Annotated in this window: 17 protein-coding genes and 1 pseudogene; 13 read left to right on the top strand and 5 right to left on the bottom strand. The window is 46.9% G+C overall.

Translation table 11 applies throughout. The annotated features are described in order from the left end of the window. Positions 1–43: 43 nt before the first annotated feature. Both OIN60_RS15740 and OIN60_RS15735 read left to right on the top strand, forming a co-directional pair. Entirely contained in the window at positions 44–997 is a 954-nt protein-coding gene (locus tag OIN60_RS15740; RefSeq protein WP_305755832.1) for an AraC family transcriptional regulator, read from the top strand. Between the two features lie 205 nt (positions 998–1,202). Beyond that, the gene (locus tag OIN60_RS15735) at positions 1,203–1,826 is read left to right on the top strand and encodes a flavin reductase family protein (protein WP_305755831.1); all 624 of its coding nucleotides are present in this window, start codon (positions 1,203–1,205) and stop codon (positions 1,824–1,826) included. A gap of 84 nt (positions 1,827–1,910) precedes the next feature. Here OIN60_RS15735 and OIN60_RS15730 read toward each other — a convergent pair whose 3' ends face one another. Then, positions 1,911–2,780 carry an arylamine N-acetyltransferase family protein gene (locus tag OIN60_RS15730; RefSeq protein WP_305755830.1) on the bottom strand — a complete coding sequence of 290 codons (870 nt, stop codon included), beginning with the start codon at positions 2,778–2,780 and terminating at the stop codon, positions 1,911–1,913. 207 nt (positions 2,781–2,987) lie between these two features. Here OIN60_RS15730 and OIN60_RS15725 point away from each other — a divergent pair, with 207 nt between their 5' ends. The 3 genes from OIN60_RS15725 to OIN60_RS15715 are packed head-to-tail and all read left to right on the top strand — an operon-like array spanning position 2,988 to position 6,883. Further along, entirely contained in the window at positions 2,988–4,559 is a 1,572-nt protein-coding gene (locus tag OIN60_RS15725; protein WP_305755829.1) for a spore germination protein, read from the top strand. A 12-nt stretch (positions 4,560–4,571) separates the two neighbouring features. Then, positions 4,572–5,777 carry a Ger(x)C family spore germination protein gene (locus tag OIN60_RS15720; RefSeq protein WP_305755828.1) on the top strand — a complete coding sequence of 402 codons (1,206 nt, stop codon included), beginning with the start codon at positions 4,572–4,574 and terminating at the stop codon, positions 5,775–5,777. 17 nt (positions 5,778–5,794) lie between these two features. Continuing rightward, positions 5,795–6,883, top strand: coding sequence for a GerAB/ArcD/ProY family transporter (locus tag OIN60_RS15715; protein ID WP_305755827.1), 1,089 nt, complete (start codon positions 5,795–5,797; stop codon positions 6,881–6,883). 391 nt (positions 6,884–7,274) lie between these two features. Here the strand turns inward: OIN60_RS15715 and OIN60_RS15710 are convergent, their stop codons facing one another. Further along, positions 7,275–8,678 (bottom strand): family 43 glycosylhydrolase, encoded by a 1,404-nt coding sequence (locus OIN60_RS15710; protein WP_370872508.1) that lies wholly within the window; start codon positions 8,676–8,678, stop codon positions 7,275–7,277. Between the two features lie 292 nt (positions 8,679–8,970). Between OIN60_RS15710 and OIN60_RS15705 the strand changes: the two genes are divergently transcribed. From OIN60_RS15705 to OIN60_RS15675, 7 genes are all read left to right on the top strand, one after another. Next, on the top strand, positions 8,971–10,197 hold the full coding sequence (locus OIN60_RS15705) for an extracellular solute-binding protein (protein ID WP_305755826.1): 1,227 nt from the start codon (positions 8,971–8,973) through the stop codon (positions 10,195–10,197). Between the two features lies 1 nt (position 10,198). Continuing rightward, positions 10,199–12,004 carry a cache domain-containing sensor histidine kinase gene (locus tag OIN60_RS15700; protein ID WP_305755825.1) on the top strand — a complete coding sequence of 602 codons (1,806 nt, stop codon included), beginning with the start codon at positions 10,199–10,201 and terminating at the stop codon, positions 12,002–12,004. A 4-nt stretch (positions 12,005–12,008) separates the two neighbouring features. After that, positions 12,009–13,601: a response regulator gene (locus tag OIN60_RS15695; RefSeq protein WP_305755824.1), complete on the top strand. Its 1,593-nt coding sequence runs from the start codon at positions 12,009–12,011 to the stop codon at positions 13,599–13,601. A gap of 97 nt (positions 13,602–13,698) precedes the next feature. Further along, complete coding sequence (locus OIN60_RS15690) at positions 13,699–14,994, top strand: ABC transporter substrate-binding protein (RefSeq protein WP_305755823.1); 1,296 nt, start codon at positions 13,699–13,701, stop codon at positions 14,992–14,994. 92 nt (positions 14,995–15,086) lie between these two features. After that, a complete protein-coding gene (locus OIN60_RS15685) occupies positions 15,087–15,971 on the top strand; it encodes a carbohydrate ABC transporter permease (RefSeq protein WP_305755822.1) in 885 nt (294 codons plus the stop codon). A gap of 16 nt (positions 15,972–15,987) precedes the next feature. Next, complete coding sequence (locus tag OIN60_RS15680; protein ID WP_305755821.1) at positions 15,988–16,806, top strand: carbohydrate ABC transporter permease; 819 nt, start codon at positions 15,988–15,990, stop codon at positions 16,804–16,806. Positions 16,807–16,822: 16 nt separating this feature from the next. Further along, positions 16,823–18,589 (top strand): glycoside hydrolase family 2 protein, encoded by a 1,767-nt coding sequence (locus OIN60_RS15675; protein WP_305755820.1) that lies wholly within the window; start codon positions 16,823–16,825, stop codon positions 18,587–18,589. 363 nt (positions 18,590–18,952) lie between these two features. Here the strand turns inward: OIN60_RS15675 and OIN60_RS15670 are convergent, their stop codons facing one another. From OIN60_RS15670 to OIN60_RS15660, 3 genes are all read right to left on the bottom strand, one after another. Next, a complete protein-coding gene (locus tag OIN60_RS15670; RefSeq protein WP_305755819.1) occupies positions 18,953–19,465 on the bottom strand; it encodes a hypothetical protein in 513 nt (170 codons plus the stop codon). A 189-nt stretch (positions 19,466–19,654) separates the two neighbouring features. Continuing rightward, on the bottom strand, positions 19,655–21,343 hold the full coding sequence (locus OIN60_RS15665) for a hypothetical protein (protein ID WP_305755818.1): 1,689 nt from the start codon (positions 21,341–21,343) through the stop codon (positions 19,655–19,657). 88 nt (positions 21,344–21,431) lie between these two features. Further along, entirely contained in the window at positions 21,432–22,166 is a 735-nt protein-coding gene (locus OIN60_RS15660) for a hypothetical protein (protein ID WP_305755817.1), read from the bottom strand. 155 nt (positions 22,167–22,321) lie between these two features. Here OIN60_RS15660 and OIN60_RS15655 point away from each other — a divergent pair. Then, positions 22,322–22,780: pseudogene (locus tag OIN60_RS15655) on the top strand (glycoside hydrolase family 2); the annotation flags it as partial. Between the last annotated feature and the right edge of the window lie 164 nt (positions 22,781–22,944).

Below are 22,944 nucleotides of genomic sequence, written 5' to 3'. Positions count from 1 at the left end.
AATAATTGTAGTAAACCGATCTGACGTGGAAGGTGGGGAAGACGTGCCAGAAACAACAAGCCTTGTACAAAAACAGAAGGACCTAGCAGCACTTATTGATCGCTTCTCATTCGGCGAAGGGGTTCACCCGACGGATATACCATCCTTGTACTGCCTACGCAGCTCGCAGGTCACCGAGCCGATCTACAGAGTTCATGAACCTGCTTTATGCATCATTGCCCAGGGAAGAAAAGAAGTCATGCTGGCAGAGGAGAGATATCTATACGGGCCTTCGGACTATCTGGTGGTTTCGGTCGATTTACCTGTATCGGGGCAGGTTATTGAGGCTTCTTCCGATGTGCCCTATCTGTGCTTCAGGCTTGATTTTAACCCTGGTCAAATTGTAGAGCTGCTGGAGGAGTCCGAGCTGCGGTCCGCTCAGTCCGGCGAATCCAAGCGTGGACTGTTTATCAGCCAAACAAGCTCTTCCCTCCTTGATGCTGCGATAAGACTTGTCCGGTTACTAGAGACACCCGAGGACATTCAAGCTTTAGCACCGATGTATATTCGTGAAATACTGTACAGGGTCTTAAAGGGGCAGCAGGGGGATATGCTGAAGCAGATTGCGGTGGAGGGAAGTGGCGCCTACCGGATCAAAGAGGTTATTGAGCGCATCAAGGAGAGTTATGCTCAGCCGCTGCGGATCGAAGAGCTGGCCGAACTGGCCAATATGAGTCCTTCATCCTTGCACAGACATTTTAAAGAAGTCACAGCCATGAGCCCTCTGCAATATCAGAAAAGAATCAGGCTGCAGGAAGCGCGCCGTATGCTGTTATCCGAGTCCGCCGATGCAGCGGATACTGCTTTTCAGGTAGGCTATGAAAGCCCGTCTCATTTCAGCCGTGACTATGCAAGAATGTTCGGGCTTCCGCCGATAGCGGATATGAAGCGCCTACGTGATGCTGTAGCAGGCCGTCCCGGCAAGGAAGTGCTGGAATCCGCAACCTTGATGCTCTGATAGAGGATGGGTATACTTCATACATTTGTTGGACAGAGCGCAGCCCGGTGATTTTCGTAATCTTGCGATTATATTTGGGAAACCTTCCAGCCTCCTGCCACCGATAGTATACTTAAGTCGAGATATTTCCTCAGGTCGCTGCAGCCCTATAGAATATCCCATTGTCATATACCTATTACACGAATGCATAGGGGGAAGTAAGAGGATGCATAAAACCATTGAACCCAATATTCTCTACTTTGGTACGCCTGTAGTCCTGATCAGCACCTTGAATGAGGATGGTTCGGCTAATTTGGCCCCGATGTCATCCGCCTGGTGGCTTAATCAGTCGTGCATGCTCGGGATGAGCGGCAAATCGAAAACCGTCCAAAATATCAAGCGCGAGCGCGAATGTGTGCTGAATCTGCCGTCGGTGGATTTGGTCAATCGGGTGGACCGCCTTGCTCTGAAAACAGGGGACAATTCAATACCTGCGTACAAGGCTGAGATGGGCTACCAATATGAGCCGGATAAGTTCGGCATTTCCGGATTTACACAGGTTCCCTCGGAGCTCGTGAAAGCGCCGCGCGCCGGGGAGTGCCCGGTGCAACTCGAGGCGGAGCTGGTGCAGATGCACTCCTTCGAGGACCCTAGCTCCATCGTGGCGATGGAAGTCAAAATCAAGCGAGTTCATATCGAGGAGGAGTTACTCATGGGGGAGAGAAACCATATCAACCCCGAGCGGTGGAACCCGCTGATCATGAGTTTTTGCGAGTTTTTCGGCCTTGGCCGGAAGCTGCACCCGTCAAGTCTGGTTGAGCCGTTTATGGCGAAAAACTATGGGAAGTAAGCGTCCGATAAAAGACATAAAGCGGAATTGTAAAAAAACACCGGATTGAACATATACGCATATATCAGTCCAAACAGCAGCCAGTTAATCGGCTGCTGTTTGTTCTCTTTTCCATTGCTCATGCAAATGCCAAACCCGTTTCCACAATGCATCCCGCTCCAATGAGCTGTAGTTCACCAGCTTCTCATGAAATACATCTCCCAATACCTCCAGCCACATCGATTTCGTTAATATTTCGGTTTTCTCTATGCGATCACCCTCCCGTTTCTTCCAGATACATCCTTTAAGTTCATTGCTACCCTCAGCGTGCCTGTTGCGAACCAAAAATAAATGGATCCACGGGGATTCAGGTGACTGGCTATAGATTTCATGCTTCGGAATAAACTCATCAACACGTTGGAGACTTTCACGCTCGTAATCCACACCGGCAGAGGAGCCCATAGGATCGTGAACCATCCTCCACCCGTTCGGGTCAATGACAGAAGCAGTGACCTGATATTGAAAAGGACCTTGCGCATAAGAACCGGCGCGAATTGGAAGAGGCCCATAGGGCATGTCCCCGAGTCCCACGTCCGCAATCCAAATTTCCTCTTCTTGCTGTTCATTTAATAATGTTACGGATAGACCGAGGTGAAAGGAATTGATCCTCGGCTCTTGACCAAGCGGTTGAACGCCTGCTCTATGCCAGGAGACCTTATAGCCGAGTGTCCGAAGCAGCTCGCCAAAAGCCCCGTTCAAATGAAAGCAGTAGCCGCTTCTTCCATTAATCATCAGCTGTATGGAAGAACGAAGATCGATCGGCACCGGATTGCCTGAGACAATATCGATGGTTTGCCAGGTCATGTTCTCAACATGCGCTTGATGCAATTTACACAGATAAGCAAGAGTAGGTGGTTCTATATCTGCGATTCCCAGCCTTTTTAAATACGCTTTGGTTTCTTCATATTGCAGCATTGTTGGTTTCCCCCTCTTTTTATCTTGTCCATCAGACCCTTTTCCATTTGCTCGTAACCATATTAAATCGAATTCTTTCTAATGACCAACGTTATTTGCGTCATCTGTACCGGTACAGAAATGCAAGCAACATCCAGTGTATAAAAGTAAAACAAAGGAAGCAACTTACTTGGTATCTAGAAAGTAATCAAAAGGAGTCGTTATTGTATGACTCAGAACGATCAGGTGCGGAATGCCAATGAAGATCAAAACCACCACCACTCCAACATATTAAGTCCTTCACTTGAAGAGACACTATCTGTCTTAAAGCAAAAGTTGGGGAAAAATTCAGATTTTATCATTCGGCAATTACACGCTCCTCTCTCTTCGTCACCAGGCATTGCTGTCAGTTATATCGATGGTCTGATCGATCAGCAATTACTGATAAGACTTATGGAAGCTTTGTCGCTTCAATTAAGTGAAGGTATATCTCACATCAATCTGGAAGCGCGGTTAGGCAGTCAACTGCCGATAGGGAATCTGAAATCCCTTTATACAGAGGAGGATATGATCAACTCTCTTCTTGAAGGAGAAGCCATTATCATTGTTGACGATTCCACCCGGGCCTTCGCTGCAGCTATATCTGGCGGGGCGAAGCGAGCTGTTGAGGAACCATCTTCCCAGACGGTGATCCGAGGGCCGAAAGAAGGCTTCACGGAGGATATTGCCGTCAATATTGCAATGCTGCGCCGAAAAATAAAATCACCCGATTTGTGCATTGAGTCACTCAAGATAGGCAAGTATACACAAACCAGGGTAGCTGTTTCCTACATCCAGGGCATTGCCGATCCGGAAATCGTACAAGAAATCATGAGACGACTCAACTCTATCGAGACCGACAGTATTTTGGAAAGTGGTTATATCGAGGAGTTTATTCAGGATCAAGGCCAAAGCTTTTTTCCGACAATCTACAATACAGAACGGCCGGATTCCGTAGCCGGGGGATTGCTTGAAGGAATTGTGGCCATATTGGTGGATGGAACTCCCTTTGTTTTACTGGCACCGGCAACATTTTTCAGATTTTTCACTTCAAGTGAGGACTACTATGAGCGATTTGATCTTTCCTCATTTTTGCGAATCATCCGGCTGGGGTCGTTCATGACCACTCTGCTGCTGCCAGCCCTGTATATTGCCACCACTACGTTTCAACAGGAGATGCTGCCGACAACACTGTTCATTTCACTGGCTGCGCAACGAGAAAGCACCCCCCTCCCGGCGTTATTAGAAGCTCTAGTTATGGAGGTGACATTCGAGATCATACGTGAAGCAGGCATCCGCATGCCACGAGCCGTTGGTCCCGCCATCTCCATCGTTGGAGCGCTGGTGCTTGGTCAAGCCGCAGTTCAAGCAGGATTGGTGTCTGCAGCTATGGTTATTGTCGTGTCTTTCACTGCCATTTCTAATTTTGTAATACCTTCAACTACGATGGCCGGTGCGGTGAGGCTGCTCCGGTTTGGTCTTATGATCCTTGCAGGCTCCTTTGGCATGTATGGAATTCTAATCGGCTTTGTGCCTATTTTATTTCGCATTGTCACCATTCAATCGTTAGGGGTTCCTTATTTTATGACGCTTGTCCCGCTCAATAAAACAAACTGGAAAGACCTGATTATTCGTGCACCATGGTGGAAAATGAAAACACGTCCCAAGCTCATCGGAGACAAAAACAAGCATCGGCAATCCGTCCAACAAAAACCGTTCGCACAGCAAGCGATGAAGCAAGAGCGTGATCCCTTGGAGTGAGGAGTACAGGCAATGCAAACAGGCAAATTTATAATTTTGCTATTTATGACGATGCTTTTGTCCGGTTGCTGGAACCGAACGGAATTGAACGAATTGTGGGTTACTACAGCTACAGGGGTGGACTATCGAAACGGTCAATGGGAGGTCTCCTACCAAACGATCGTACCGTCCGCCATAGCAAGTGGTTCAGGTGGTGTGGGGAGTGCAACTCAGGCAGCTTTACACGTGCACACTGAAAAATCAAAAACAATACATCAGGCATTAAATCTAAGCAACCTGGGGGCTTCCCGCCGTATTTATGTTGCCCATAACAGGGTGATTTTCATCGGAAAAACGGCAGCCGAGAAGGGACTGGGTCAGCTTATTGATTATTATTTTCGAAACAGCGAAGCAAGGGAGACCGTCCTGATGCTGTTCACGGATGGTCATGCTTCTGAAATGTTAAAGAAGTTGGCTCCGCCAGAAAAGCTGGCGGGGGCTGCTTATGCCGAGCTCATTACTAAAGAGAGTGAGTTGGTTTCTATTTTCCCCTCCATCTCTGTGTATGATTTTGCGCTCAGTTTACATTCCGATGCAAAAGGAATCGGTATGCCTGCAGTTTCTTTGAAAGGTGAAAAAAGTGAAAAAAATCAAAAAGAGTTAGAGTCTCTGGATGTCATCAAGAAAACTTCAGCACCACTACAAATCTCATTGTCTGAATTGGCTGTGTTTGAGGAGGGACGCTTTATCGGAGTTCTTAATCGCAGGGAAAGTCTCGGTCTTTCGTGGATTGCTGACAAAATACAAAGCACAGAAATCTCCTTTCCATGTAAGGATGAACAAAAGAAAACACAGCAGGCTTCTTTCATGATCAACAGTTCCAACACTAAATTGGTACCGAGATTTAATGGATATCATTACACCATGCAGGTGCAGGTTAAGGTTGACGGGAGTTTAGTCGAAAGCGCTTGTAAACAGGATCTGTCTAAACCTGGCGAAACTGAAAAACTGGAAAGACTGATTGAAAAACAAGTTGAAAAAATCATTGATGAGGGGTGGAAAGGAACCCAGAGACTTGGTGTGGACACCGCAGGCTTTGGTGACATCATACACAGGAAATTTCCGGAGCGATGGAAAAGCTTGAAGCACAATTGGCCGGCCGAGTTTAAAAAAATGGATATCGAAGTACAGGCCCATGCATTAATTCGTCTTCCGGGACTGCTGCAAAAACATCTCTAGCGGAGGAATCAAACAGGATGAACAAAGTAACCACAGAAGTGTCCCAGCTTGCGTTTACACTGGCAGCATTTGAGATTGGCAGCACTACGCTATTCTTGCTCGGGTCCAAAGCGAAACAGGATGCATGGTTAGCCATGCTAATAGGAGCAGTTGGCGGTTTTCTGCTGCTCTTATTACACCTGGGAATCGTTCGTATGGATTCAGGACATGATCTGTTTGAACTTTGCAAAAAATATATGGGAAAATGGCTTGGCAGTGTAATAGGGATTGCTTTTGTTTTCTATTTTACATATGAATCTTCCCGAAATTTGCGCGATATCGGTGATTTGGCAACTTTGACATTGCTAAACCGAACCCCTACAGCAATTGTAACTTTGTTAGCCCTATTGGTTATAGCCGATAGTATTCACTTAGGTCCAAGAGCGTGGTTTCTGATTGTTTCGGTCCTTTTTTATTTGATAGCGATTGGTTATGTAATGCTGCTCTTAATTATTTCATTCACCGGACTTATCCACCCCCAATTTATGTTCCCTATTCTGGAAAATGGTTGGAAGCCGGTGTGGGAAGCTGCGATTCCGGAAATTATTTCTTTTCCGTTTGGACAAACCGTTCTATTTCTGGTTTTTTTCAGACTGGTTTCCCGTAACCAAAAAATCAACAAAAGCATTATGTTCACTTACTGGCTGACTGCCATATTATTGATTGGAGTCAATCAAATATGTATCCTCGTGCTGGGACCTGATCTGGCCGCGAGTACTACGTATCCGTTATTCCAAGTCACCCAACTGACGAAGGTGGACAAAATTATTGAAAGAGCCGATCCACTTTTCGCTATGATTTTATTTCTGGGGTTGGGGATAAAGTCAGCGGCCTTTTATATAGGGGCCGTTATAGGGATGAGCAGAATTACTGTAGTCAAGTACAAGGTTTGGATCGTAGTTGTGGGTACGGTCATCTATTCGCTGACTTTTCTGTCTCCAGTATTTACTGAGTTTCTCTGGATCGGTCTTCATATTGCTTTGGACAGAGTTTGGCCTATATTTCAAATCGCACTGCCGCTTTTACTTTTCTTCACCATGTCCATTCGTAAAAACAAACGGGCTTGAGAATACAAACGATGCCCCCGAATTTACATTGCTTGTGAAGTGTGCATTCGGGGGCATCGTTTAATGGGAAAACGGAATCAATCTCGGCTTTTGCGCGTTCGGAAGCTGTGTCAGGGAAACGAGCACGCCGCCCCGTTTCAGGACGCCTCACGAACGATCTTCCGTATCGCCTCCCAGGCCGATTCGTTATTTTTGAGGTAGGGATACGCACGCAGCAGCGGAGAGAACGAAGCAATTCCGGAAAAGCGGAGCGGTCACCTTTGGCCCGAAGGGTCAACAGTGATTGTAGGAATGCTTCGTTCTCGGAGCGTCTCATAATACACACACAGGGGCAGCCCAGGTCAACAGACCTTTTAAGGCAGCCCCTAATCATGTCATTTGATGGAGGATATCAGTTGGCAGGAAACACATCAATCAGATCAATTTCCCCGTATCCGTTACCTTTAGTAAACCGCACTACATTTTCTCCTGCCTGCAGGTAAACACGTTTGGTGGAGACTCCCCAGTTTTCCCAGCCTTTATTGGTAATATAAAAAGGAGCAGGTTCCGCTCCGTTCACGCTGATCTGCAGAGTAGACCAGGCCAGATCCGTTGTCCCGTTTGCGGTACGGGCAGATAAAATATACTCGCCGGCAGAAGCAATGGCGATACGGTACTCCACATAGCTATCTGCCGTGTCAATATGGCCTGCCTTCATGCCGCCCGAGCCGTTCGGACTTCCGGAGGCGTAGGCTGCGCCGCCAAATTGTCCTTCTTCGCCTTCGATACGAATGCGTTCAGGCTCACCGGAGGGAACGGGGATTTTGCTGTTCGGGGCCAGCGGGCTGCCCAGATTCGGCGTATTGTTGGCATTCCAGGTGAAAGGCTGCATGCGGATTTCCCGGTTCCAGCCTGACTGGTTATTTTTTGCGTTATGGTAAACAATCCAGTCCTCGGTACCGTCCGGGGAGGTCGTGAAGGAAGCGTGTCCGGGTCCGTAGATTCCATTGGCTGATTTGAAAATAGGCTCGCTGCGTTTATGCCAGGATGAGCTCTGCAGCAGATCGGCGTTCATATCCGCCGTGATCAGGCCAAGGCAATAATCATTGGTCCAACTGCCGCTGGCGGAGTAAATCAGGTTGATGACATTGCCGCGAATCACGACCTGTGGCCCTTCATTGACGTGCGGGTTATGATTGGTTTCCCACGCGTACTCCGGAGTTGAAATTTCCACACGGTCCGAGACGATCGTCCACGGATTGCTCATGCGCGCAATATATAGCTTTTGGCTGACGTTTACATTGCCCTCCCATCCCGACCAGATGAAATAAAGCTGGTTGCCCACCTGCAGGACTGTGCCGTCAATCGCCCATTTATTGGTCTTGTCCGTCACTTGCCCACGGTCTTGCCAGGTTCCCTGCAGCGGGTCCTGGGACGTGTTCTCCAGAACATACATGCGGTGATTGGCGTTGTCCCCGTCATCCTTGGCGTAGTAGATATACCAGGCACCGTTCAGGTAATGGATTTCAGGAGCCCAGATACTTTGCCCCCCTGTTGTAATGCTTACGGATTCACCCGCATCCAGCCCGGTCAACGTGCGAGATTTCCAGATGGTGACGTTGTTGCCGGTCGTTTTGGTGAAATAGTAGTTTCCGTCCGTATGCTTGTATACCCACGGGTCGGCACCGTCCTGAATCACCACGTTGTACAAATCCTGCTGCACGGATGCCGCGCCTGCATGTCCGGCCATTCCCCAACTAAACAGCATCATGAGCAGCACTCCTCCAATCCACCCCGTTGTTTTCCGCTTGCGCATAACATCACTCCTTACTCAGAATATGAAGCGCTTACAAAATAAACCTACCCTAAATGCATTTTGATAAAAAGGTCATATTTTTGCACATGGGAGACAATTTTTTGGATGCATGGTTTTTGACAGCAGCATTGGATTTACAGAAGAAACAAGAGGGAGTACATTAAGAGTGCGTATGAGGTAGGAGAAGCAGTTCCGGAAAGGATGTAAGCGTATGCATTTCTGTCGTATAGGGTTTGCAAGGATCGCGGTTTTTTTGATGATATCCGTTTGTATATGTGTTACCTCGGGATGCATGAATACCGCTGCTGAGAAGACGGATGGGGAGCAGCAGTCTGTGAATTCGGTTGCGATTGAATTTTGGACACCGTTCAGCGGTGGGGACAGCTCTTATATGAACGGACTCGTCCAGCGTTACAACCGTGAAAATAAGGACAAGGTTAAAGTTATCATGAAAAATAACAAATCGGATGATTATTACACTAAACTATCCACGGCAATCGTCACTGAGGAAGGGCCTGAGGTCGCCATCGTACATGCTTCCAAATTCGCTCAATACGTGCCGGCAGGATTTCTGACGCCCATAGATGAAACGCAGGCTGCAGAGGCAATCCTTTGGCATCAATACAACCCGGATATCGTGGAGCGGACCGTCAGCGGGGGGCGGCATTATGCCGTGCCTCTTGATACCCACTTTACGGTTCTATACTACAACAAGAAATGGCTTAAAGAAGCCGGGCTGCTGCAAAACGGAACGGTGGTTATTGAGCCTGGCGAAGAGGGATTTATCCGCTTTCTGACCACTTTGCGGGACCATATTCCTGAGGATGTTGCTCCGTTCGCCGTTCCCGACGTACGGATTGATTCGCTCTGGTTATGGTGGTCGCTGTATTCACAGATTGAAGGTGGGGGCGGCTTGTACAATCCGGACGGGAGCAAAGCCCAGGTCAACATGGAGGCTGCGGCCAGATCCTTGAATATGGTGGCCTCCCTGTATGAAAGTAAGCTGATTCCACCGGATATTTCCGACGCGGGCAGCCGCTTTATCAGCGGCAAGGCTGCAGTATTATTGTCAGGGACATGGTCCATCGGCTCCTTTGAAAAGCTGGAGGATCCGGATTTTGGCATCATGCCTCTGCCGCAAATCTATGACAGGCCCGGTACCTGGGGGGACGCACATACCCTGGCCTTTCCATCACATAGCGAGACAAACTCGGTCAAGATGGAGGCCGCGGTCCATTTTGCGGAGTGGCTGGCCGATCAAGGGCAAGTATGGGCACAGGCCGGCCATATTCCGGCTGCGCGGGAGGCATTGAATTCAGAAGCCTTTAAGGTGCTACCCTACCGTTCCGATTATGCTGGTGCGGCAGAGGCTGTCCGCTATTTTCCAAGCCATGCCAAGCAGGGAGAAATCAATGATGCGCTGGTGGCCGAGTTGGAGAAAATCTGGCATGGCAAACAGACGACAGGTGACATGCTGCAGCGGCTGGAGCCGCTGATCGACAGCATCCTGGGTGAATGATATGAAAATAAGAGCATGGATACGGCGACTGATGGGCAAAAGGCTTGCCGCCAAGCTAATCGCCACCAACGTCCTCTTAATTGCTCTGGCTTTGACGATTACCTCCATCATGGGTTATAACGATTTTTCACAATCCATGCAGAGAAATGTCGGCAAATATCAGGCAGACGTGGTGCAGGGCCTGACAGCTAATATAGATGTCTATATGAATGAATTGAACCTGTTATCGGCGACGCCCTACCAGTCTCCCGAAATTATGGCCTATCTTGAGCAGCGAAGAGAGCAGGGGCAAACGTTAAGCTATGAAGAGAAGCAGAGGGTCAGCGGATTTATGCGCAAAACGATGGCGAACGGCCGTGTGGATGTGGCAGGGATCACGTTGTACAGCTATCGCGGCCCTTCATATCGGGAACTGGAGGACAGTCCCGGACGGTTTATCACGAATGATGATCAGCAGCAAGCTGTGTTCCCTGGTGACGTGCAAAGCGGAAAAGCCTATTTCACGGGTCCGCGTTTGCTCCGTTCTTATTCAGGGGCAACCTTTGAAGTATTTTCTGTTACCCGGAGAATTTCCAGCCTGGAGAATGGAGAGGTGCTGGGTTATTTTGTGATCGATGTGCCCCTTGCATCCCTGACTCAACGGATCACGGATTTGTCCCGCCAGGCAGGCAACTTGTTATGGATTGTTGACCAGACGGGCCAAGACATCTATTACAGCGGCGCTTCGGCTTCAGCCAGAGGGGAGTGGGACGCAGGCAGCTATCGCGGAGAGGGCACATTGACTATAGGACAAGGAGCAGATGCCGATCTGCTGACCTATTATACGTCCCCGGTTACAGATTGGACGGTAATCCAGGCTGTGCCGCTGTCTGTACTGCTCAAAGATACGATTGGTTTGAAAAACAAGACGATAGGGCTTGGTTTATTCTGTCTGGGTCTGGCCGCATTGGTCTCCGTGCTGATATCCCTGCGGATCACACGCCCTTTGCGCCTGCTGCGCAGCTCCATGCAGCAGGTGGAGCGCGGAGAGTTTGACGTAGCTATTCCAGTCGTCTCCGAGGACGAGGTTGGCCATCTCAGCCGTACCTTTAATGTGATGGTGTCCAGGCTGGAGACGTTAACCTACAGGCTGTATGAAACGGAAATCAGAGAAAAGAATGCCGAGATTGCCGCGCTCCAGAGCCAGATTAACCCGCATTTTCTGTACAACACGCTTGGTTCCATCAGCCTGTACGCGGAGCTGCAGGATAACAGGGAGGTCGTACAGATGACGAATCATTTGAGCGCATTGTTGCGTTACAGCATGAACGGCGGGAACAGTGAGGTCAGACTGCAGCAGGAGCTTGAGCATATTCAAGGGTATTTGGAAATCCAGCAGATCCGATTTGAAGACAGGCTCACATACCGGCTGGCTGTGGGCCCGCGGCTGCTGGATGTAAGCATCGTCCGCCTTACCTTGCAGCCTATTGTAGAAAACTCCATTATTCACGGGCTGGAGAAGGGGCGTGGAGATGTGTTTATTCAGGTGAACGGTTTCAACCTTGGCACGAGTATCTGCATTGAAGTCACTGACAACGGGCCGGGCATGACCCGGAAACAGCTTGAACAGCAGGAAAGAAACATGGAGGAAGGGATCATTCCCGCTTCTCCCGGGGGTCACGGTCTTGTTAATGTCCACCGGCGCCTGGTGCTCCGGTATGGACTCGGATATGGACTTCAATTGCAGAGTTCAGCGGGAGCGGGCATGAAGGTAAAGGTTAAACTGCCGTCAGGGCAGAAGGACAACATGATGCCGAAAGGGGAATAAGCATATGCCAAAAATGGTGATTGTCGATGACGAATCCATCTTCCGCAAAGGAATTGCCCACCTTGTTCAAGGTTTTGATCTGGATTGGGAGGTAGTGGGGGAGGCTCGTGACGGGTTGGAGGCGCTTGAACAGGTGCAGCGTCTGCAGCCCGACCTCGTGATTACAGACATCCGCATGCCGCGTATGAACGGACTAGAGCTGCAGACTGCGCTTGCCAAGAAAGCCCCTGGCACCAGATGCATCGTGCTCAGCGGTTATAATGATTTCAAATATGTGCAGAGCTCCATCCGAACGGGAGCAAGAGATTATTTACTGAAACCGATTAACAAGGCTGAGCTGTATCAGACTCTCGAACGGCTGCTTGACGAGTGGCGGCAAAACCGCCGTGCAGCGAATAAGGATAATGCACTGTTCAAGCGAAGCATGCGCAGCCAGCTACTGTTGGGACTGGTGCAGGGAAGCGTGCAGCTTGGGGATACGGAGGTGCTGGAGCATGTTGGCCTGAAGCTGGATAACAGCGGTCTGTACTGCATGATCGCCGAGTTGGATAAGGAATCGGTTCAAGAAGAGCGGTACCGGCGCAGTGATCCGGGATTATTTACGCTTTACCTCAGTCAGTTTATAGAAGAAATGATCCGCTTGCACTTTCATGGCTACGTTTTTAATCAGCAGAATAAAATTGTAGCCGTCATTTGTGAGGAAACATCTGAACAGGCCAAAGCACGGATCGCCGCGGCGGCCCGCAGTATGATCAGGGAGATCAGGAACATTTCGGACATCACCATTACCGCCGGCATTGGCAATGGTGTTGCCGATTTGGAGTCACTTCCGACAGCATACCAGCAAGCAGAGCTTGCGCTGCTCTACCGTCTGACGGACGGTGGCAACCGTGTGCTGATGTATGATGAGGCTGCTGCGAATAAATTGGTATGGCAGGCGACGCAGGATTGGGATATTTCGGAGCTGATGATCACGGAGGGCAGCGCTGCGGGGCTGCGCCAGGAGGTTCAGCGCCTTGTGGAAGAACTGAGTCAAAGCGGCAGTCCGGAGTTGCTCCGGCAGCATATTTGCAAGTTCCTGCTTCAATGTTATGAAATGGCCGTCAATCGTGGTGTTGTGCAGGCGTGGCTGGGCAAGCGTGATATTAAAAAAGTGCTGGAAGAAGCGCTATCCATCACTTCACGTGTGGACATCACCTGTTATTGCGAGGAACTGGTACTCTCCCTGTCCGCCATTCTTCAGCAGCAGGGGAGAGATCATATTACACATGCCGTTGACAAGGTGGTAGCGTATATCGAAACTCATTACGCCGAACCTATTACGCTCAGTATGATGGCTGACAAGGTCTATTTGAACGCCTCCTACTTGAGCAGCCTGTTCAAGGCTCGCCTTGGCTGCTCGTTCGTGGAGGTTCTGACTCGCAGACGTATCCGTGAGGCCTGCCGCAGGCTGGCACACAGCAGCGAGAAGATCGTTCAGATTGCTGAGAGGACCGGTTTTGCGAATATCCGTCATTTCAACCGTGTATTCAAGACGGAGACTGGTCGGACGCCCAAGCAGTATCGTGAAGAGATGAGGGCGGCAAGCATGCCCTAAATATATGTCTACAGGTTCAAAAGAAGCGTCATGGGCGTCTGGGCCTCCTTCCTTGTAAGCTATAGATGTAAGCGTAATCAACGGGGAGGTCGAACAGATGAACAAAACAAAAATCATCAAGCTGTCCACGCTTCTGCTGTCTGTGATCGTGTTTCTGTCCGCTTGTGCTGCACAGAGCAGCACGGCACCGGAAGGCTCGGATGGAAGTGATGGCGGAGGAAAAACAAAAATCACCTTTTGGACTCCATTTAGTGGTGGTGACGGCGAATTCATGACCGCAATGATCGGGAAATTCAATGCGGAAAATGCCGACATCCAGGTAGAACAGTTGAGCAACCGCTCGGAGGACTATTATACCAAGCTGCAGACCGCGCTCGCATCCGATCAAGGACCGGATCTTGCCGTCCTGCATTCTTCCAGGATGCCGCAGTATGTGCCCTCCGGTTATATGAGCGAGCTAGACGGTCTGGCGGCAGAAGCAGGTGTGAATTGGAGTGATTTTAATCCGACGATTCTGGATTCCACCATTTATGACGGCAAGCATTATTCCATTCCGCTCGATACGCATGCCATGGTCATGTACTACAACAAGAAATATCTCGAAGAAGCCGGTGTGCTGAAGGACGGCAAGCCGGTATACGAGCCGTCACCGGAGGGATTCACCAATCTCCTGACTGCGATCAAAAATGTAGTGCCAGCGGATGTAGCACCTCTTGCCCAGCCGAATGTGCGCATTGACTCCTACTGGATGTTCTGGGGCTTCTACAATCAGTTGACCGGGGGCGGCAATTTTTATGATGAGAGCGGCAAAGCGGCATTGAACAATCCGCAGGCGCTGCAAGCCCTGGAGTACGTGAACAGTCTCTACACCTCCAAGCTGATTCCACCCAACATCAATGACGCGGTGAAAATGTTCCAGGATCAAAAAGCGGCCGTATTGATCACCGGTGTTTGGAGTACAGGGTCGTTCGAGAATATAGAAGGGCTGGATTTTGGTGTCGTGCCGATGCCGCAAATTTATGATCAGCCTGCGACCTGGGGCGATTCGCATACGCTGGCGCTGCCGAAGCACAGCAAGGAGGACCCGGCGAAGCAGAAAGCGGCGCTTGTATTTGCCAACTGGCTCGCCCAGAACGGAGAAATGTGGGCCAAAGCTGGTCATATTCCGAGTGTAACGAAAGTTCTTGATTCCGAAGCCTTCAAGGCAATGGACTACCGCAGCGATTATGCGCAGTCCGCCGATTTCGTCAAATACTGGCCGCGCCATGACAAGCAGGGCCAGGTAAACGACAATGTCGTCAAGGAGTTTGAAAAAATGATGATGGGCAAGCAGGACCCTGCCACCACCTTGCAAAAAGCGGACGAAGTCATTAACAAAACAACGGGCAACTAACCGACGAAGCGGCCAGGTCTGGGAACCGACATGGACCCGGCTTGCTTCTTCTCCCGTCATGCAGACTTACAAGAAAGGAGACTTCGACTACCATGCGTTCAAAATCGCTTGCAAGGCAAGGCTGGGGGACAGGGCTTGCGATGGTGCTGCCCTATACTCTATTTTTTTTAATCTTTTCGTTATTGCCCATTTTGTTCGGTTTGCGTATCAGCTTCTACGACTGGTCACTGCTGGAGGATAAAACCTTTATCGGCATGGAGAACTACGCCAATCTGTTAAGAGATGAGGAGTTTCGCAGCAATCTGCTGCATACCGTCCTGTTTACCCTTATTAGTGTTCCGCTGATCAGCGGTGCGGGGCTGCTGGCGGCGGTGCTGGTTCATCAGGTCAGAAGGGGGCAGTCGCTGCTGCGTGTGTCGGTGTTCATGCCGTATGTGCTGTCCGTATCCGTCATTTCCAGCATCTGGGTCATTTTTTTGCAGCCATACAGCGGTCTGCTGAATCAGGTGCTCAAAGCTCTGCATATTATTAACGCCGATATTTATTGGATTTCCGAGCCCAGGCTTGCGTGGGTATCGATCATTATGGCTACCCTTTGGTGGACCGTCGGTTTTGTGTTTGTCCTCTTTCTCGCAGGACTGCAGGATATCCCCTCCTCCTATTACGAGGCGAGCCAGCTCGAAGGCGCCTCCCGCTGGCAGACGTTCCGGTACATCACCTTTCCGTCCTTGTCCAAGATTACGGTGCTGGTTATTGTGCTGCAGACGATCGCTTCCTTCAAAATATTCGGCCAGTCGAAGCTCATTACCGGCGGCGGACCGGCCGGAGCGACCAAAACGGTGGTGTTCTCGATTTACGAGAACGGCTTCCAGACGTTTGAAATGGGCTACGCTTCCGCGATTGCCTTTGTATTGATGATCGTGATTCTGGTCATTTCATTGCTGCAGACCGTCCTGCTGCGCAGATTGGACCATTAGGAAGGAGAGAGGCAATATGACGATGGACCGGTTGTATTATATTTTTATCCGTGTGGTTGCCCTGCTCATGGTCATCCTGTTTTTGGTACCGATTGTGTGGATGCTGCTGCTGTCGTTTACACCTGAGGGACAGAATATATTCGGAAGCGAAGCTCTGCATTTTACGTTGGATAACTATAGAAAGGTGCTGAGTCTGGCGCCTGTTTTCGGCTGGATGGGTAACAGTGTTATCGTCTCCGTGGCAACGACGGTGCTGGTGCTGCTGTTCTCCTCCATGGCGGCCTACGCATTTTCACGCATCCGCTTTCCGGGCAGTAGGCTGCTGTTCCTACTGTTCTTGTCCGGTATGATGATCCCGGCGGAAGCCACATTGATTCCACTCTATTTGTTCATGCGTGACTTCGGGCTGCTGGGCACGCGCATGTCACTGGTGCTGCCGGCAGTTGCGGGTCCAATGGGAATTTTTATATTGAAGCAGTTTTTTGACGGATTGCCGAAGGATCTGGAGGAGGCTGCACGTATGGACGGTGCAGGCTTCATCAAAATCTGGTACAGCATATTTCTTCCCTTGTCCAGACCAGCCCTTGCCGCTCTTGGCATCTTCACGTTTATCGGCGCCTGGAATGACTTCGTCTGGCCACTGATTTCCATCTCGGATAAAGCGTATATGACGATTACACTTGGGTTGCCGATGTTTCAGAGCTCGTATGTTCAGCAGTACGCCCTGCCGATGACGGCGAACGCGCTTGCCGCCATTCCAGTGCTGATCGTGTTCCTTATTTTTCAAAAGCAGATTATTAAGGGCATCGCCTTTACTGGCGGCAAAGAAATGTAGAAAAGAGGAGATGCAAATGAACAGCCAGCCAAGACCGGAATATCCGCGTCCGCAGTTCGAGAGGAAGCAGTGGTTAAATCTGAACGGGGAATGGGAGTTTGTGTTTGATGACGAGCGCCGGGGAGACCGTGAGCGATGGTACGAGGCGGAGAGAGATGTCCCTTTTGATCAAAAGATCCAGGTTCCCTTTGCTTTTCAAAGTCCGTTAAGCGGGATTGGAGATCCCGACTTTCATGATCTGGTATGGTACCGTAAGAAGCTGGTGCTGCCTGTGGAATGGAAGTCCAAGCGCATTCTGCTGCACTTTGGCGCAGTAGATTATTCTGCAACGGTATGGGTCAACGGCCGCTGGGCAGCATCCCATGAGGGAGGGCATACTGCCTTTGAAGCCGATATTACGGATTTGCTTACAAACGGCGAAAATGTAATTGTAGTCCGTGTGGAGGATTTCAGCCGTGATGTGACACTGCCGCGGGGCAAGCAGTACTGGAAGCAGGATTCGGCAAGCATTTTTTATACACGTACTACGGGCATCTGGCAGACCGTCTGGCTTGAACCAGTGGATGAAGCTCACTTGAAGAGAGTGAAATTTACGCCAGACATCGACCGTAATGACATCCAAGTTCGCCTGTTTTTTTCGGCGGCGGCCGCTGCGCGCAAGGTAAGAGTGCGCATGAACATTTCTTTCGCAGGGGAGAGTGTTGCAGAGGATGAGTTTACAGTCCGTCACTCGGAAGAGATACGTACCATCGGCCTGCATGATTTCAATGACCACGGGCTCGGCCGCTGGTGGAGCCCGGAGCAGCCGCATTTGTATGATATCCAATTTGAGCTGATGGATGGGCTGGAAGTTATCGATACCGTGTTGTCCTATTTCGGTATGCGTAAAGTTACCGTGGAAAATGGACAGCTTCTTTTGAATAACCGGCCTTATTTCCTCAGACTGGTGCTGGATCAGGGGTATTTTCCGGATGGCATCTTAACGGCACCTTCCGATGAGGCGCTGCTGCGTGATATTGAGCTGACGCAAGAGATGGGCTTTAATGGCGTCCGCAAGCATCAGAAAACGGAAGATCCCCGTTTCCTCTACTGGTGTGATCGGAAAGGGCTGCTGGTATGGGGCGAGGCGGCAAATGCTTATGATTACTCGGAAGAGTATGTCCGCAAATTTACAAAGGAATGGCAAGAAGTCATCGAGCGTGACTACAACCATCCTTCCATTATCGTCTGGGTTCCGCTCAACGAGAGCTGGGGTATTCCTAACGCCCAGGTGGATGAGCGGCAGCAGCAGCATGGCTTAACGATGTATCATTTAACCAAGTCGCTTGATCCGACCCGGCCTGTCATTTACAACGATGGCTGGGAAATGATGAAGACGGATATCGTGGCCATTCACGATTATGAGTGGCGTGAAGAAGTGCTGACAGAACGTTATACTACGGCAGAAAGCGCGGTAAGCTCCTTGCCAGGCGGAAGACGCATTTTTGTAGGCGGTGCCGGATATGAAGGACAGCCGATCATGATTACGGAATTTGGCGGTATTGCCTATAAGAAAAGCGATTGGGACGGCTGGGGGTATTCCGGCGCACAGGACGACGAAGATTATGTGAAAAGGCTGCGGGCTGTGATCCGGCCAATGTACGTATCCCCTGTAATTGAGGGCTTTTGCTACACGCAGTTGACCGATGTGGAGCAGGAAATCAACGGATTGCTCACTTATGACCGGACACCGAAGGTGCCGCTGGCTGATATTCGTAAAATTGTTTGCAATGAGGAGCAATAGAGATCCCGTCAGGGATATTAATTGTTGGTTTGGCCATGTAAGCCATCACATCGCTTCCGTTAATTGAAAATCAGCCAGCATTATCTACAGGCTGTTTTGTTGAATAGCCAGGTAAAGAAAACGGTGATTGGGGTGTAAAAGATGTTGAGCAAGAATGTTTGTGAAAAAATGGAATTGATTTAAGTTTCATTTACGACCAATCGAATAAGATGCCATATATGGGCAGGCTAACTGAAGATGCGAAGCATCCTACGAGAAAACTAAGGAAGGGATCCATGCAGGTGATGATCATTTATGCTTGCATGAATCCCCAAAAAATAAGATAACTCAGAGTTTCGTTCGGAACAAAGGAGTTTGTCTTATTTAACTTATAATTGAATCAATAACTCGCATATAAATCAATATAGATTCCTTATTTCCCCAATTAATCATAGCATCTTGAACCCCTGCATTTTCTAATTTATCTTTTAATTTGTTAAGTTCTTCAATTTCCTTGTTTTTTGCAGTGTTATTTACCGGTAACCTATCTATCATATCGGGATATGGAGCCATAAAATATCCAAGTTCACCTAACTTGGTGCTTAATGAAGAATAAACACCACCAGTAAAAAAGACATAATTGTTACCCATTCTTGATATTGTAGATAATAGCACCATTTCATTTTTTAGCTCTTGTAGCGTTAGAGGTGATTGTGACCACTCTGATCGATTTAATATGGACAATATGTTCAATAAGTGTTCGTGGGTCATATTGACATGTAATTCAACGGCTTGCTTTCCTATAGTATATTGTCTAATCAAGATACTACCGAATATAACGTTGATTACAACAGAAATAATTAGCACTCTTCTTACCCATGATTTTTGATTATTCATAAATAAATCACTGCCTCTGCATCATCTGCCTGAATTTTTCGTGAGAAAAATAGATTATTACCATAATCGAACTAATTAAGAGTGCTTGTAAATTGTTTAATGGAGTATAGTACGCAAAAATAAAAGGGAATAGAATCGCAATAATTGCTATAAATACTTTGTATCTTCTCAATGTAATTCCTCCTTCAATTAAAAAAGAACAGGTGGAGTTTTACCAGCTAATCTATCTTGCAGCATCAATCCTATCATGGTTGCAAATAAATCTGAATCTTCATCTTTTATTAAAGCAAACCCCCCATAATTGTTCATATAATTTCTTAACTCTCTTGTAATATCCACCATATTTTTTTCGTCGATTTTTATTAGGCCCAATCCAAGGTTAGTATCAATGCTTATAATGAAAAAAGTACTCAACAGATTCTCATAGTTATCTTTTACAAAAAAATAATTATTAACTTTTGTTTTGTTAATTTCTTTTGAGATTTTATTATTTATCTTTTCATCAGGTTGAATAATTCCGCTTTGAACCAAGTCACTATAAAAATAGAAATGAGTATAATGATCATTTAATTGCTCTGTGTTTAACAGTTCTATCAATTCTTTTTGAAATTCTACTAATTTAGCTGCTTGTATCTCTAAATTATAGAACTTCATTGTTTTAAAAAAATAATATTTCTGATCAATGGAGATATCGTCTACATTTAGATTGTCTGGTGTAAGTTCAATAAGCCCTTTTCCTAATATATTTATATTATTTTCATTATCAGATAATTGAATATAGGAATAAACATGTCGCCAATTTATATTTGGAGGGACTGATTTAACATTACCTATAAGTTCTTTAAATAGTGTTGTTAAGATTTCATCTTTCTTCGTAGAAGAAGCATCAAGTGAGTTATAGATATATATTCCGAAATAAGTAAATTCGGTTGGTAAAATCTCTTTTACAAGTTCCCTATAGCCACCTGATAAAACTTGGCAATTTCTCATTCTTACTTCTATTATCTCTTGTTTATTGTTAAGTTCATTTTTATCTAACATATTGAAAAGCTCTAATAGGTATAGCAGTTGCATATTACTCATGTCACTAATCAGTATTGATTTACTTTCTAGTTTAGTAATAAGTTGATCTTTCAGTTTTTCAATTTCACTTATATTTCTCAATAAAGAAACTAACTGGAATATTTCCCAAAAGTCGTTTTTTTCTTTATTAAGTAGTACTTTTAATCTTCCGCTGATTTTACTATCAATACCTTCTCTTAAAGGGATTACGTCGTCCTCTGTCAAAATACTCAAAGGATAGAGGACTCTCAGTATTTTAGTGTCATTACTATTTTGAATATCATTTGATATTTTTGATAATGTTTGGTCGAGTTCAATCCTCTGCTGCTCAGAAATTAATGCATTTACATTCGACAAAAAGTAAATATCATTGATAATAATAGCATCTAGATTTTTATAAGTTTTTAAAGTTTTTATTTTCGAATCTATTTTATTTCTGAGAAAATTGTCCAGGTTATCTGGAGAACTATCAAGTAGCACAGACGCTTTATATAAATATGCTAATTCCTGAAGATCACTGTCGGAATAGTTGTAATTTTTCAAATAATTTTTGTTGGCATCTAAAAATGAGTCTTCACGTATATCTAATATTTCTTTAATCCTCAATAAATAAAAGGTTTCATATATATTAGGATTAAATTTTATATTGTCATGAAAATCCCCATAATATCCATTTTCTTTTTGGTTTAATGATAATAATAGTTCAGTATTAGAAGCCCAGTTTTTATTATCTTTATTGATTTTGTTCTCAGTAAATGTTTGGCTACACCCGACCATTAAGAAGATAAGAAGATAGATTAAAATATTTTTCCACAAACTTCCCTACTCCTCCCTATACTAAATCTTTAAAAATAGGATAAGTATCGTCATTAGACGACACTTATCCTATTAAATATAATTTCAATTAATAACCAGGATCGTAGTATGTAATCTGAGCTGAAGTGCTGTCAGTTGCGGATCCACTAGTTTTAATCAATGCCGAAGAAGACGCGAATACTGCTTTAATTGTACTTCCTGAACTAAATGCATCGAATAGATTTCGTGCAGCAATAGCGTTAGAACGAGAAGCAGTTACTGTACTACTACCAGAAGTAGCACCTGAGAAGCTTATCCCACTCAGACTTCCTGAAATAGCTACACCGTTTGCTGAAAAAGTTAATGTATTCTTTAATGAATAGGCTTTTTCCGGATTTTCACCATACCAATCTGAACGACTTTCGCCACTCCAATCGAATCCTGAATTCACATCATCTAAAGTAACTTCAATACTTGCTACATGATCAGGTTCATGGGAACTTCTATTAGAGTTATAGTCATGGGCTCCTTCAGACGCGAACCAGTGGTCCTTGTTTAACGCTTGCGTAGAAAACCCACCATTACTTCCTTTAGTTTCAGTTTTCGCCAACTGTTCTTCTATCAATGCTTTCGACTTCTCCAAATTTTCCAACTTCTCTGGGTCAGTTATTGTTTGAATTTTTTGATTAACATATTCAAGTTGATCTTCTAACTGGTTTTTGTCGAATTCAACGATAAACCCTTTTTCTTTGACACTGGCCTCCTCAGCGTTAACATAGTTAACACTTCCAACAAGTAAAGGTAATACCAAGAAAGATGATGTTAGAGCTTGCTTTAATTTCAAATCATACTCCTCCATTTCCTTTTCTATAATTTTTATTACAAAACAAACTATATAACATTATCAAACGCAAAACAAGGATTTTATGGAATTTTTTTTGAAAAATTTGGAAGATGAATTCGTAATCATAGGTGGGAAAACAATATAGCTGTCCATGCACCCGCCCTGTCATTTACAACGATGGCTGGGAAATGATGAAGACGGATATCGTGGCCATTCACGATTATGAGTGGCGTGAAGAAGTGCTGACAGAACGTTATACTACGGCAGAAAGCGCGGTAAGCTCCTTGCCAGGTGGAAGACGCATTTTTGTCGGCGGTGCCGGATATGAGGGACAGCCGATCATGATTACGGAGTTTGGCGGCATTGCCTATAAGAAAAGCGATTGGGACGGCTGGGGGTATTCCGGCGCACAGGACGACGAAGATTATGTGAAAAGGCTGCAGGCTGTGATCCGGCCAATGTACGTATCCCCTGTAATTGAGGGCTTTTGCTACACGCAGTTGACCGATGTGGAGCAGGAAATCAACGGCTTGCTAACCTACGATCGTGTTCCGAAGGTGCCACTGGCTGAAATTCGTAAAATTGTTTGCAATGAGGAGCAAGAATCTGTTTAGATAGCAAAGAGAACAAAGATCCGATGCATTTGCATCGGATCAAGTCGCTTAATCCTCTTCAAGTTAGCTTCGTTTTTAGCTCCTGCACTTGTTCAGTAACGGGTACGGGATATCTCTCTAATAAATAGTTATTGACTACTTGGTCAATAACTGATATGATTTCT

Source organism: Paenibacillus zeirhizosphaerae, assembly GCF_030705605.1.
Lineage (GTDB): Bacteria > Bacillota > Bacilli > Paenibacillales > Paenibacillaceae > Paenibacillus > Paenibacillus zeirhizosphaerae.
Note: the sequence above shows the minus strand (reverse complement) of the source record. Positions and strands in the feature narration are given on the sequence as shown.